The following is a 13723-nucleotide window of genomic DNA, read 5'->3' on the forward strand; positions in this document are numbered from 1 at the left end:
ATCCTAATCAATAGGGAGGGGAACGGGGAGTAACAAAGTTGTCGTGAATCCCGGCACGGGCGGGGCCATCCAGCAACGAGTCCGCCCACGGCCAAACGATTGCACCTTGCCCGAGGCCGCAAGCGCGTCGAGCGCCCGCTGCACAGTGCGCTGGCTGGCTCCCAGCGCAAGCGCCAGGGCCGAGCTCGACCACGACTCGCCGTCGGCGAGGAAGGCAAGCACCGCCCCATGCTTTTCTTCGACCGGCCGCGCCAGCACGACGACCTCGGCGGCACGACGCGGCATCAGTGCAAACCCTCGTTTGGTCGCACTCACACCGGCCAGTGCCCGAAGCGCCGTGCGAAGCCGCCCGATTTCGACACGCAAGCGCGCGCGATAGGACTCATCGGCGAGCTTCGCCCGGAACGCCTGCGCAACAAGCGCGTCCCTCGATACATCCGCGGGCCATGCTTCAGCCAATGCGCGCGCGAGCGTGAACAACACCGGGCGCCTTGCAAGCGAGATCTCCGTGCGGGCGTCGCGCACGACATGACGGCACGCGTCCACGACCAGCGCTTCCGACGCCAGCAAGGCTTCAACCTCCTCGAGCAGGAGGGGTCGTTGCTCGCCATGCGCAATCAGGCGCGCAGCGGGCATATTCAGAGCAAGAGACGCGCTTTCGACCTCCGCCGCCAGCGCAGGGATACCGGCGAGGTGCGCGGCGCGCCCGGCCCGGGCCAATGCAGCGCGCGCCGCCTTCGTCTGGAGACGCCGCATCGCGATCCCCGCAACGACCAGTTCGTGGGCGGCTCTGGCCGCGGGCGGAAAGGCCGCGGGGTCGAGCTCGGCAAGCGCACGCTCGGCCTCGTCGAGGCGCCCGATCAGGAGAAGGCGCCGCGCCTTCAGATACCGCGCATGAGCGGCGTTCACGCGGTCGCCGTGCTCTTCGAGCGTCGCTCGCGCCGCATCGAGCGCCTTCTCAGGCCCGCCGAGATCGCGCGAGGCGAGTGCGACCTCGGCCTCGGCAAGGACACACCTTGCGCGGGCCACGGCTTCTTTCGGGCCGAAGGCTCGCGCCGCACTGCGCAATAGAGCCTTCGCTCGAACGAAATCGCCCAGCTGCGCCATCGCGACGCCCCGAAGCGCCAGCGCAGATGCGTCGTCGCGCAAGGCGACTTGGTTCAATGCGCCGAGGGGATCACCCGCCGCGAGCGCACGGGCCGCCGCCGCAATCAGCAAGTCCATCTGAATCCCGCCACACTTGTCACTCCCGCCATTCGATGACCGATATTAATCTATCACACAAGGACCCACCATCACGTCGTATCCAGAACGGAACGAACGACGGGAAACACCTGAAGGAGCACAAAATGATGACAGAACACATGATCGGAACACCCGAAGAGTGGATGACGGCGCGGCTCGAACTGCTCGATGCGGAGAAAGCGCTGACGCGGCACAGCGACGAACTTGCGAAGCAACGCCAGGCTCTGCCCTGGGTCCGGATCGACAAGGCGTACCGATTCGATACTGATGAAGGAAGCGCCACGCTCACAGACCTCTTCAAGGGTCGCTCGCAACTCCTCGTCTACCACACCTATTCCACCTATGCGCGCGGACTGGACGGCCTTTGGGGCATGTACCAGTGGCTCGACCGCACCCCAAAAGGGCGCAACGAGACAGGCGTCTGGTGGCGCCGCCACGACGAATACAACAATCGTTGAGCCCAATCATGGGTACCCATTGCGCAAGCGATAGACAGGGGATCTCGCGATACATGGTTTCCGGGCGAGCTGCCCGGCATGCCTTCTTCAGCGCCTCCGCCCTGCTTTTCGCCGCCAGCGCGGCGGTGACGATCTCCTGGTGCACGGCCATGTCGACAATGGGCGAGATGCCCATGCCCGGCGGCTGGACGATGTCCATGGCTTGGATGCGGATGCCTGGACAAACGTGGCCCGGCGCCGCGGCATCGTTCCTCGGCATGTGGGCCCTGATGATGGTGGCAATGATGCTGCCATCCCTGGCCCCTATGCTGTGGCGCTATCGCCAAGCCATAGCCGCGACAGGCGGGACACGGCCGGGCCGGCTGGCCGCACTGATGGGCATGGGGTACTTCTGCGTGTGGGCCGCGTTCGGAATGGCCGTCTTTCCGCTGGGCACAGCGCTGACAATGATCGAAATGCAAATGCCGGCGCTGGCGCGCGCCGTTCCGATCGCGGTCGGCGTGGTCGTCTTGACCGCCGGCGCGCTCCAGTTCAGCGCATGGAAGATACGTCAGCTCGCCTGCTGCCGGGAACTGCCCGGGTGCGGCCGTGCCTTGCCGGCGAACGCCGTCGCGGCCTGGCGCCATGGCCTGCGTCTCGGCCTCCGCTGCAGCGGATGCTGTGCCGGCCTGACAGCAATCCTCCTCGTCATTGGAGTCATGGACCTGCGCGCAATGGCTGTCGTAACGGCGGCCATTACCGCCGAACGTCTCGCACCGGCCGGCGAGCGCGTCGCGCGAGCCATCGGAGCTGTCGCCGTCGTAGCCGGCCTGTTCCTGATCGTGCGCTCGGCTGGACTCGGATGACGGGCTAGGCGCCCAGATTCACGCCTTCGTGCAGGGCCACCAGCCCAGCGCTCAGATTGAAAAAGCGTACGCGCGATAAACCGGCCGTTTCGAGCATGCCCGCCAAAGTCTGCTGATCGGGGTGCATGCGGATCGATTCGGCCAGATATCGGTAACTTGCTTCGTCGCCGGCCACTTTTTTACCCAGCCAGGGCAAAATATTGAACGAATACCAGTCGTAAACCGGAGCCAGGGGCTTGGCTATATGGGAAAACTCGAGCACCAGCAGTTTTCCTCCCGGTTTCAATACCCGCCGCATTTCGGCCAGGGCGCGATCTTTGTGTGTCATATTGCGCAGGCCGAAAGCCACGCTTACCCTATCGAAATACCCGTCCGGAAAAGGCAGTTTTTCGGCATCGCAAACCGCGGTAGGCACCAGCAGGCCTTTGTCGGTAAGCCGGTCGCGCCCCACTCGCAGCATGGAATCGTTGATATCGGTCAGCCAGACCTCGCCCGAAGCGCCTGCCCGTTTGGCGAAGGCCTTGGCCAGATCGCCCGTGCCTCCGGCAATATCGAGCACCTTCATGCCCGGACGGATATCGGCGCGGCCGATGGTGAATGCCTTCCAGACACGGTGCAGGCCTGCCGACATGAGATCATTCATGACATCATAGCGACTGGCCACCGAATGAAACACTTCGGCGACTTTGGCGGCTTTTTCAGCCTCTTGGACGGTTTTATAGCCGAAATGAGTCGTCGTTTCGGGAGACGGTCCGGGCTGCTTGGGGGTTGAATTCTGCATATTGATTATCGTACCTCATTCACAACGAGGCGATTTTCACAAACCTGAAACATTAACGCCATATTATCTCTCTTAAGCCACCCGATTACTTAATATACTATTGCGCGTTATGAGCACAACCATACTTGTTGTTGAAGACGAACCGGCCATCCAGGAGCTGATTTCCGTCAATTTGAGCTTTGCCGGCCACAAAGTCCTGCGCGCATTCGATGCGGAACAGGCGCAAACGCTGATCCGGGCCGAATTGCCCGACCTGATTCTGCTCGACTGGATGCTGCCCGGCGCCTCGGGCATCACGCTGGCGAAAAAACTGCGCTCCGACGAGCGTACCCGGCAGGTGCCCGTCATCATGCTGACCGCAAAAGGCGCCGAGAACGACAAGATCGAAGGCCTGGAAGCCGGGGCCGACGACTACATTACCAAGCCGTTTTCTCCCAAAGAACTGCTGGCGCGCATCAAGGCGCTGCTGCGCCGGCGCGCGCCGCAGCTGACCGACGACATCATCAAGATCGGCACTCTTACGCTCGATCCGGTCACTCACCGGGTTACGGGCCACAACACATCCCTGACCATCGGGCCGACCGAGTTCCGCCTGCTGCATTTTTTCATGACGCACACCGAGCGGGTATTTTCGCGCGCCCAACTGCTGGATCAGGTATGGGGCGATCATGTGTTTGTCGAAGAACGCACGGTCGATGTCCATATCCGCCGACTGCGCAAGGCGCTTGAACCCAGCCGGCACGAAAACCATATTGAAACCGTGCGGGGCGCGGGCTACCGCTTTACCGTGCACATGGTCAATCCCGCCTGAGGCCGGACCGCAACAAATCCCCGCACACATCAATGCGACAATATCAGCATGATTAAAACGTTAATCTCGATCTGCCTGTGGGGAGTCCTGGGCTGGGCTTGCGGCACATGGATCAACGCCAGTATCGGCTGGGCAGTCTTTGCCTTCGGCCTGCTCATCATGACCCTGGTGGGCGGCCTGCAAATCGCGCGCATATCCAGGTGGGTCAAAGACATCAACTCCCCGCCGCCTCCGTCCGTCGGGCCCTGGGATGATATCCTCGCACCGATTTACCGGCAGTTGCGCAAGGATTCCAATGAAATCGACCTGCTCAATCGCCACGTCGCTGGCATTATGCTGGCCGCCGAGGCATTGCCCGACGGCGCCATCACACTCAACGAAGAACTGCTCGTTACCTGGTGCAACCAGACCGCCAGCGAACATATCGGGCTGAATCTGAAAACCGATCGCAACTTCAGCATCCTGAACATCCTGCGCACACCCGAGTTTGCGCGCTATTGCAGACAAGCCAACTGGCCGACACCGGTCTTGCTGCATCTGAGCAAAGACGGCCGCGACAAATCACTGCTGGTGCAACTGACGCCCTACGGCGTCAAGCAATTTCTCATCGTCACCCGTGATGTCACCCAGGTTGAAAAACTGGAAACCACCCGCAAGGATTTCGTGGCCAACGTGTCTCACGAGCTGCGCACTCCGTTGACCGTGCTGGCCGGCTTTCTGGAAACGCTGCGCGACATGCCGGCCGAGTCGCTCAGCGGCGAACAACGAGCCCACTACCAGACGCTCATGCTGGAACAGGCGCAACGCATGCAGGCTATCGTCAACGACCTGCTCACCTTGTCCACGCTCGAATCCTCACCCACGGCCGGCGGCGAGCCGGTGCAGGTCAGCGCGCTCATCCGAACGGCGCTGCAGCAAGCCAAGATCATCTCGAACGACCAGCACGTCTTCGTCGAAAACATCGCCGACGATCTGGGTATCGTCGGCATCGAAACCGAACTGGCCTCGGCGGTGTCCAATCTGCTCACCAACGCCGTTCGCTATACCCCGAAAGACGGCACCATTACCGTGAGCTGGTACATCACTGAAGAGGGGTTTGCCTGCTATTCAGTGCAGGATACCGGCATAGGCATAGCGTCGCAGGACATTCCACGGCTCACCGAACGGTTTTATCGCGTCGACCGCGGCCGCTCCCGGGCCACCGGCGGCACGGGCCTGGGGCTTGCCATTACCAAGCACGTAGCCATGCGCCACAATGCCGAGTTAACGATTCACAGCCGATTTGGAGCCGGCAGCCTGTTCTCGCTGCAGTTTCCCCGTTCGCGCGTGACCACCATCGCCACGACCGCCACCGCCTAGTGTGCGGTTTGCCTAGCCCGTGTATTCAAATTGGCCAACGGCAGACTCGCAAGCCGAGAGGGCAAAACTGCCGCAACAGCGCTATCATGGCAGATAAGTCACTCAACTTCTTGCCAGACTCGGAGTCTCTGATGCCCCACCAAGCCGCCATCCCTCCTTTTCACCTTGCTTTCCCGGTACGCGATCTGTCCGAAGCCCGCGCCTTTTACGGCAATCTGCTGGGCTGCCCCGAGGGCCGCTCGTCGGACCAATGGGTTGACTTCGACTTTTATGGACATCAAATCGTCGCACACCTGTCGCCCGAAGAATGCGGCAGCAGCCAAACCAGCAAGGTCGATGACCACAACGTACCGGTGCGCCACTTTGGCGCCGTACTCGAAATGAGTGCCTGGGAAGCCCTGGCCGCGAAGCTGCAGGCCGCAAAAACCCGCTTTGTAATCGAGCCTTATGTACGATTCAAAGGTGAAGCCGGCGAACAAGCCACCATGTTCTTTATGGACCCATCGGGCAATGCCCTGGAATTCAAGGCCTTCCGGAACATAGACTCGCTGTTTGCCAAATAACGTTCTATCGCGCATGCCTCCATCCGCTGAAAACACGTCTCCCGCATGGAAAATTGTCCCTCAGGGGGATAGAACCCTGCTGCTGATTTTCGGCACCCAGATCGACGTAGAGACGGGCCAGCGCTGCATTGCGGCCGCTGCCGCCCTGCGCGCGGCCGGCATCAAGGGAATCGGCGATATTGTCCCTACCTTCAATACCGTGGCCGTGCATTATCATCCACTGGCTTTCGAGGCCAACACTAAATTCCGGCACCTGGCGATCGAAATCGAAAAATTGCTCGGCAAGGCGCTGGCCGGCGGTCCCCAGGCATACACAGCCCGGCAAATCGACATCCCGGTCTGTTATGGCGGCCAATACGGGCCCGATCTGGCCGATGTCGCGACCCACTGCGGGCTGAGCGAGGCCGAGGTCATACGCTTGCACAGCGAGACGCCCGCCTACGTATTCATGCTGGGCTTCGCGCCGGGCGCCCCTTACTTGGGCATACACGATGCCAGGCTCGCCATTGGGCGTCGCAACACACCCAGAACAGCCGTACCCGCGGGCTCGGTGGCCATGGCCAATCGGCAAACCATCATTTACCCCAACCAGTACCCCGGCGGCTGGCACCTGATAGGAACCACCCCCGTCGTCCTGTTCAACCCGCAACACGAATCTCCCTCGCTCCTGGCGCCCGGCGATACCGTTCGCTTCGTACCTGTCTCGGAGGCCGAGTTCAAGGCATTGCAAGAGAGCCAGGCATGAGCATCTCCGTCATCGCGCCCGGCATGCTTTCAAGTTTCCAGGACCTGGGCCGTACCGGCTCACAACACCTTGGAGTCCCGGTGGGCGGGGCCATGGACAGCCGCGCCCACCGGCTTGCCAACCTTCTGGCGGGCAATCCCGATAGCGAAGCCACGCTGGAAATCACGCTTACCGGGCCGAAACTGCGCTTCAATTCGGCGTGCTGCATAGCCATCAGCGGTGCCGACCTGAGCCCAAGCCTGAACCAAAAAGCCATACCCAATAACCGCCCCATCATCATCCGGCCCGACGACGTGCTGGAATTCGGCAAGCGCAACAACGGAGCCCGCGCCTACCTGGCCATTCACGGCGGAATCGCCCTGTCGAATGTCCTGGGCAGCCGCAGCACGAACTTGCGTGGCCAATTCGGCGGCTACCAAGGGCGGGCCCTGAAAAAAGGCGATACGCTGGCCCTGCGCCGCCACATCGCCGCCGACAGCCTCGATACGCTGGCCAAAAGCCTCTGGAATACCAAAGTGTATTTGCCGGCAATCCTGGGATTGATGCCACGAACGGCCATACGTGCGCTGTCCGGAGAGCACAGCAGCCTGTTCAGCCCGCAATCCATGAACGATTTCTTCAATACCGGATTTCGCATCAGCCCACACTCGGAACGCATGGGCTACCGCCTCGAAGGTGCCAGGCTGAAGCTGAACACACCACAGCAACTCCCCTCCGAGGCCATCAGCTTTGGCAGCGTGCAGGTGCCTGCCGATGGCAATCCCATCATCCTCATGGCCGACCGGCAGACCACAGGCGGCTATCCTAAAATTGCCCATGTCGCCACGGTCGATTTACCGGTACTTGCCCAGTGCATGCCGGGCGAAATCCTGCACTTCGTCGAAATCGACCTGGACGCGGCGCAACAACTCGACAGCCAGCGCGAAGAAGCCTTTGGCCGACTCCACCAAACCTTGGCCCCCTTGCGCGAACTGTTTAAACCATTTCGGGAAGAACTCAATGAGCAGTCTCGAACTTGATCTGAACTGCGATATGGGCGAAAGCTACGGCGCCTGGAAAATGGGCGACGACCTGGCCGTATTGCCGTTTGTCAGCTCCGCCAATATTGCCTGCGGCTTCCACGGCGGCGATCCGACCACCATGCGCAAGACCGTAGCCGCCGCCCTCGAACATGGCGTAGCGCTGGGAGCCCACCCAAGCCTGCCCGACCTGCTTGGCTTCGGCCGCCGCGAAATCCGCCTCAGCCCGCAAGAAGCCTACGACTGCGTAGTCGTGCAGATCGGCGCGCTCGCCGCCGTGGCCGCCAGCCAGGGAGCCAAACTGCACCACGTCAAGCCACACGGCGCGCTCTACAATATGGCGGCCAAAGACCCGGCCCTGTCCGACGCAATCTGCCGCGCGGTAAAAGACGTGGACCCCGCCCTGGTCCTGTACGGACTGGCCGGCAGCGAGCTCGTCAAGGCGGCGCAGGCACTGGGGCTGCGCGCCGCGCACGAGGTCTTCGGCGATCGCACCTACCAGTCCGACGGCAGCCTGACACCGCGTTCGCAACCGGGATCCATGATCGAAGACGCCGACGCATCGCTGCAGCAAGTGCTTTCCATGGTGCAGCGCCGACGCCTGGCTACCCAGCAGGGCATCGAAATCGATGTGCAGGCCGATACCCTATGCCTGCACGGCGACCAGCCCGGAGCCGCCGTGTTTGCCAAAAAAATCCGCACAGCGCTCGAAGCCAAGGGTATCCGCATCGTTACTGTTTGAACGGGCCGACGACGTGCGGTCGCAATGGCCGCCCCATTTAACAAAGTACCCACAGATTCACGCGCATCCGCACAAAGTGCCCGTACGATCCCCTCATAGCCGCGTTGGCCCATGATCCCGCAAAAAACATAGGCCTGCGACCGCCCAAAAACTCAGATGCGAGCGGGGGTGGCGGCCCAGGCGGGGTGGGCGAGCTTGAGTCCGCCGCGGCCGGCGCCTGGATCGGGATGCAAGGGAGCGGCTATTTGAGCGTCAAGGGTGTCCACAGCCCGGGGGGCTGTGGACGACGCGAGTTCCGCGACCGCCCGATCCAGGCGCCGGCCGCGGGCAGTCCTGGCAACGCCAGGGCCGGACGATGCGAGCTCCACCCTGCCTGGGCCGCCACCCCCGCGCCTTAAGAACGAATATGGCCGCCATAAAAAGGCAAAACAGCCCCGAGCGGGGCGTTATCACTCCCCTACACCAACACCCTCTCTATCCCGCCGGCATTGGCCTCTTTCACATACGACTCCATCCAGCCCTCGCCCAGAATATGCCGCGCCATTTCAATCACGATGTAATCCGCCTCCATGCCCGTATCCCCTTCAAAACGGGACAAGCCCTGCAGGCATGACGGACAGGAAGTCAGTATCTTGACCTCGCCCTCGAAACCGTCGGCCCGTATCGCAGCCGTATTCTTGGCAAGCGCCTCTTCCTTGCGGAACCGCACCTGCGTGGAAATGTCGGGGCGCGACACCGCCAAAGTGCCCGATTCGCCGCAGCAACCATCGGCCTTGATGGTGCTGTCGCCCACCAGCGATTTAACCGTTTTCATGGGATCCTGCAGCTTCAGCGGAGTATGGCACGGATCGTGGTACATATAGCGCACACCCTTGACGCCCTGAATCTGCATCCCTTTTTCAAGCAGATATTCGTGAATATCGATCAACCGGCAACCGGGAAAGATCTTTTCAAATTCATAGCCGGCCAACTGATCGTAGCAAGTACCGCAACTGACCACCACCGTCTTGATATCCAGATAATTCAGCGTGGTCGCCATGCGATGGAACAGCACGCGATTATCGGTAATGATTTTTTCGGCCTTGTCGTACATGCCGTTGCCGCGCTGCGGATAACCACAGCACAGATAGCCGGGCGGCAGGACAGTTTGCACACCCACATGCCACAGCATGGCCTGCGTAGCCAGCCCCACTTGCGAAAACAGACGCTCCGAACCGCAACCAGGAAAATAAAACACAGCTTCGCTTTCCGGCGATGTGGACGCCGGGTTGCGGATGATGGGCACGTAATCCGCATCTTCGATATCGAGCAGCTTGCGCGCCGTCTGCTTAGGTAAACCGCCCGGCATTTTTTTGTTGACGAAATGCACCACCTGCTCGCGTATCGGCGCCTTGCCCAGAGTTGCCGGCGGATGCGCCGTCTGCTTGCGGGACGGCATCGAGAAAAAGTCGTGGGCCAGGCGCTGCACCTTGTAGCCCACATCGATCATGGCCTTGCGCGTTGCCTTGATAACCCGCGGATCCTTGGCGTTCAAAAAGAACATCGCGGCCGTAGTTCCTGGGTTGAAGGACTTCTTGCCCATGCGGCGCAGCAAGGCGCGCATGTCCATGGACACATTGCCGAAATCGATATCGACCGGACAGGGGTTATAGCATTTGTGACACACCGTGCAATGATCGGCAACGTCTTCGAATTCTTCCCAGTGCTTCAGGCTAACGCCGCGCCGGGTCTGCTCTTCGTACAAAAACGCTTCGATCAGCAGCGAAGTGGCCAGAATCTTGTTGCGCGGCGAATAGAGCAGATTGGCACGCGGCACATGGGTCGCACAGACCGGCTTGCATTTGCCGCAACGCAGGCAATCCTTGATGGCATGAGAAATGGCGCCAATCTCGCTTTGCTGCATGATCAAGGATTCATAGCCCAGCAAATTGAAGCTGGGGGTCCAGGCATGCCGCAAATCGGCGCCCGGCATGAGCTTGCCGGCATTGAAACGCCCACTGGGATCGATGCGGCGCTTGTAGTCCTGGAACGGTTGAAGCTCTTCTTGCGTCAGGAATTCGTACTTGGTCAGGCCTATGCCATGCTCGCCGGAAATCACGCCATCGAGATCACGCGCGATCTGCATGATGCGGGCCACTGTTTCGTTGGCCTCGCGCAGCATATCGTAATTATCGGAATTGACCGGAATATTGGTGTGCACATTGCCGTCGCCGGCATGCATGTGCAGCGCTACGAACACCCGGCCCTTGAGAACCCGGTCATGGATAGCCTGCAGTTCGGCCAGCACTGCGGCGAAGTCGGTTCCGGCGAAATAGCGTTCCATAAGAGCGCGCACTTCGACTTTCCAGGAGATGCGTATGCTGCGGTCCTGCACCACATCGAATAGCCTCGCCTCGGGTTGCGCGGCCAGCCGCTCGCCCAGGGCCGCGGCAAGGTGGCCCAAGCCCTGACTTTCCAGTGCCGGAAGCGCTTGCGCAAGCGGCATGTCGAGATTTTTCAGCAACCATGACCAGCGCTCGCGAACCGCGTGCAGGGTCTGGATGGCATCGTGCGTACGGGCCGCCAGTATTTCATCGCGCGTATGCTCGGCATCTTCAAGATCTTCGCTTTTACCTATGGGCAAATCGCCATTCAGGAAGGACTCAAGCTGATCGAGCAGGCGCAGCTTGTTGCGCGTGGACAGCTCGATATTGATGCGCTCGATCGCATCGGTGTACTCACCCATGCGATTCAGGGGAATCACCACATCTTCGTTGATCTTGAAGGCATTGGTATGGCGCGCGATGGCGGCCGTACGCGCACGGTCGAGCCAGAATTTCTTGCGCGCTTCGGCACTGACCGCTACAAAGCCCTCGCCGTGACGCGTGTTGGCAATGCGCACCACCTCGCTGGCCGCCACGGCTACCGCATCGGGATCGTCGCCGACGATATCGCCGAACAGGACCATTTTCGGAAAGCCGCCGCGTTTGCTTTTGGTGGCATAGCCCACGGCGCGCAAATAGCGCTCGTCCAGATGTTCCAGCCCGGCCAGGATGGCGCCGCGTTCGCGGCCTTCGCCATCGAGATAGCCCTTGACTTCGAGAATGGATGGAATGGCATCCCGGGCCTGCCCGAAAAACTCCAGGCAAACCGTGCGAGTATGGCTAGGCATACGATGCAGGATCCAGCGCGCGGAGGTAATCAGGCCATCGCAGCCCTCTTTTTGCACACCCGGCAAGCCCGCCAGGAATTTGTCGGTCACATCTTTGCCCAGGCCCGCTTTGCGGAAACGCGAACCGTCGATGGTCAGTATTTCGCTGCGCAGCAGGCGGGCGCCGGGAGCCGAGTTGCCGTCGAACCACTGCAACTCGAATCGAGCCTGCGCAACGTCGTGGATCTTGCCCAGGTTGTGCTCCAGCCGCGTCACTTCGAGCCAATTGCCTTCCGGGTCGACCATGCGCCACCAGGCCAGGTTATCGAGCGCAGTGCCCCACAGCACAGCCTTTTTGCCGCCCGCGTTCATGGCGACATTGCCACCCACGCACGAGGCATCGGCCGATGTAGGATCGACCGCAAAGACGAAACCGGCGGCTTCGGCCGCTTCGGCAACCCGCTTGGTAACCACACCGGCGCCGGACAGAACCGTGGTGACCGGCTCGGCCAGCCCCGGCAGGGAGCTTGCCTCGACCGCACCCAGCGTGTCGAGTTTCTCGGTATTAATGACCACCGAGCGCCATGACAGGGGGATGGCTCCTCCGGTATAGCCGGTGCCGCCCCCGCGGGGAATCATGGTCATGTCCAGTTCGATGCAACCGCGCACCAGGGCTGCCATTTCGGCTTCGGAATCGGGGGTCAGCACCACGAACGGGTATTCGACACGCCAGTCGGTCGCATCGGTAACGTGCGAAACGCGCGACAAGGCGTCGAATTTGATGTTGTCCTTGGCCGTGGCGCGCGCCAGTCGGCGCAACACTTGCTTGCGCAAATCATGTGTCTGTACGAACTCGCTCTCGAACGCCGTCACGGCCCTGCGCGCCGCATGCAGCAGGCGCGCCACTTTGTCGTCGCGGCTTGTATCGCCGGCATCGCGGCGATGATCGATTTCGGTCAACCTGTGGTTCAGGGCCTCGATCAGCAGCCGGCGCCGCTTGGGATTGTCGAGCAGATCGTCCTGCAGATAGGGGTTGCGCCGAACCACCCATATGTCGCCAAGCACTTCAAACAGCATGCGCGCCGAACGGCCTGTACGGCGCTCGTCGCGCAAATCCGAGAGCCACTGCCAGGCATCTTCGCCGAGCAGCCGGGAAACGATTTCGCGGTCGGAAAAAGACGTGTAGTTGTAGGGAATTTCACGCAGGCGAGGCGTATCGGCCAGAGGGGCCGTAGTGCAAAGCAAATGACTGGCAAGGGGCGCGTTCATGGCGTTGAAAAAGTGAAAAGCCATTAAAGAGACAGTGTAAGGGTTAACACCTTAACACAGCGGTATTTCCCGACAGGGGACTAGATATTTCAAGCTTTCAGATCCAGGCCCGATTTTAATCGATTCCAGCGCAAAACCTGTGGACCCGGGCCAAGGCCGCATGCGTCACGCATGCGGAAAAACCCACAGGAGTCCTCCGGTGAGGGCCACATAACGCAAAAACTTGCCCACCGCCATGTAAAAAACACAGGGCCAGAACGACAAGCGCATCCAGCCGGCTACGGCACATAAAGGATCCCCCACAACCGGCAGCCAGGCGAAAAAAAGAATGGGCGGGCCTACTCGATGCGACCAGCGGCTGATTTGAGCATGCCAGCGCCCGCCCGCCTTGTGCCGAAGGCCAGCCTGGCTCTCGGGCAAATGCCCATGCTTCTCGTGCCAGCGCCTATAGGCTTTTTCCGCCGCCTCGCCGAGGCCGTAGGTAATCATGCCGCCCAGCGTATTGCCCGCGGCGGCAACCAGCATCGCCGGCCAGAACATGTCGGGAGCCATTTTGACGTAAGCGAAAACAGCCGGCTCGGAGCCCATCGGCAGCAAGGTCGCCGACACCAGGCTGACAAGAAAAATAGCGCTCAGGCCCACTTTGGGCAGCGCCAGGGCAAGCAATAACCACTGTATCGAAGATTCCAGCCAAGTTTCCATAGTGCGGTAGTTTAGCCTCGACCGGCGCAGGCTTGCGAAACCGAGGCTTTACGC

The 13723-nt window shown here is 61.1% G+C and carries 12 protein-coding genes; 8 read left to right on the forward strand and 4 right to left on the reverse strand.

Annotation, left to right across the window (positions count from 1 at the left end):
- Positions 1–3: 3 nt before the first annotated feature.
- Positions 4–1224, reverse strand: coding sequence for a helix-turn-helix domain-containing protein (locus LSG25_RS12220; RefSeq protein ID WP_232741204.1), 1221 nt, complete (start codon positions 1222–1224; stop codon positions 4–6).
- Positions 1225–1352: 128 nt separating this feature from the next.
- On the opposite strand from LSG25_RS12220, the gene LSG25_RS12225 reads away from it, so the two are divergent.
- Together LSG25_RS12225 and LSG25_RS12230 are read left to right on the forward strand one after the other, a co-directional pair.
- Positions 1353–1703, forward strand: a complete 351-nt coding sequence (locus LSG25_RS12225) for a DUF899 family protein (protein ID WP_232744672.1) — start codon at positions 1353–1355, stop codon at positions 1701–1703.
- A gap of 53 nt (positions 1704–1756) precedes the next feature.
- Positions 1757–2548: a DUF2182 domain-containing protein gene (locus tag LSG25_RS12230; RefSeq protein ID WP_232741205.1), complete on the forward strand. Its 792-nt coding sequence runs from the start codon at positions 1757–1759 to the stop codon at positions 2546–2548.
- Positions 2549–2552: 4 nt separating this feature from the next.
- Here the strand turns inward: LSG25_RS12230 and ubiE are convergent, their stop codons facing one another.
- Positions 2553–3329: a bifunctional demethylmenaquinone methyltransferase/2-methoxy-6-polyprenyl-1,4-benzoquinol methylase UbiE gene (ubiE, locus tag LSG25_RS12235; RefSeq protein WP_232741206.1), complete on the reverse strand. Its 777-nt coding sequence runs from the start codon at positions 3327–3329 to the stop codon at positions 2553–2555.
- A 109-nt stretch (positions 3330–3438) separates the two neighbouring features.
- On the opposite strand from ubiE, the gene phoB reads away from it, so the two are divergent.
- The 6 genes from phoB (at position 3439) to LSG25_RS12265 (ending at position 8568) form a co-directional block, all read left to right on the forward strand.
- Positions 3439–4140, forward strand: a complete 702-nt coding sequence (gene phoB, locus LSG25_RS12240; RefSeq protein WP_232741207.1) for a phosphate regulon transcriptional regulator PhoB — start codon at positions 3439–3441, stop codon at positions 4138–4140.
- A gap of 48 nt (positions 4141–4188) precedes the next feature.
- The gene (gene phoR, locus LSG25_RS12245) at positions 4189–5499 is read left to right on the forward strand and encodes a phosphate regulon sensor histidine kinase PhoR (protein WP_232741208.1); all 1311 of its coding nucleotides are present in this window, start codon (positions 4189–4191) and stop codon (positions 5497–5499) included.
- Between the two features lie 131 nt (positions 5500–5630).
- The gene (locus tag LSG25_RS12250; RefSeq protein ID WP_232741209.1) at positions 5631–6062 is read left to right on the forward strand and encodes a VOC family protein; all 432 of its coding nucleotides are present in this window, start codon (positions 5631–5633) and stop codon (positions 6060–6062) included.
- Between the two features lie 13 nt (positions 6063–6075).
- Positions 6076–6807, forward strand: a complete 732-nt coding sequence (gene pxpB, locus LSG25_RS12255; RefSeq protein ID WP_232741210.1) for a 5-oxoprolinase subunit PxpB — start codon at positions 6076–6078, stop codon at positions 6805–6807.
- Complete coding sequence (locus tag LSG25_RS12260; RefSeq protein WP_232741211.1) at positions 6804–7826, forward strand: biotin-dependent carboxyltransferase family protein; 1023 nt, start codon at positions 6804–6806, stop codon at positions 7824–7826. Before pxpB ends, LSG25_RS12260 begins: the two co-directional genes overlap by 4 nt.
- The gene (locus LSG25_RS12265) at positions 7807–8568 is read left to right on the forward strand and encodes a LamB/YcsF family protein (protein WP_232741212.1); all 762 of its coding nucleotides are present in this window, start codon (positions 7807–7809) and stop codon (positions 8566–8568) included. Before LSG25_RS12260 ends, LSG25_RS12265 begins: the two co-directional genes overlap by 20 nt.
- A gap of 457 nt (positions 8569–9025) precedes the next feature.
- Here LSG25_RS12265 and LSG25_RS12270 read toward each other — a convergent pair whose 3' ends face one another.
- On the reverse strand, positions 9026–12967 hold the full coding sequence (locus tag LSG25_RS12270; RefSeq protein WP_232741213.1) for an FAD/FMN-binding oxidoreductase: 3942 nt from the start codon (positions 12965–12967) through the stop codon (positions 9026–9028).
- Positions 12968–13132: 165 nt separating this feature from the next.
- On the reverse strand, positions 13133–13669 hold the full coding sequence (locus LSG25_RS12275; protein WP_232741214.1) for a YqaA family protein: 537 nt from the start codon (positions 13667–13669) through the stop codon (positions 13133–13135).
- Between the last annotated feature and the right edge of the window lie 54 nt (positions 13670–13723).

The sequence above is a fragment of the Paralcaligenes sp. KSB-10 genome, from assembly GCF_021266465.1.
GTDB lineage: Bacteria > Pseudomonadota > Gammaproteobacteria > Burkholderiales > Burkholderiaceae_B.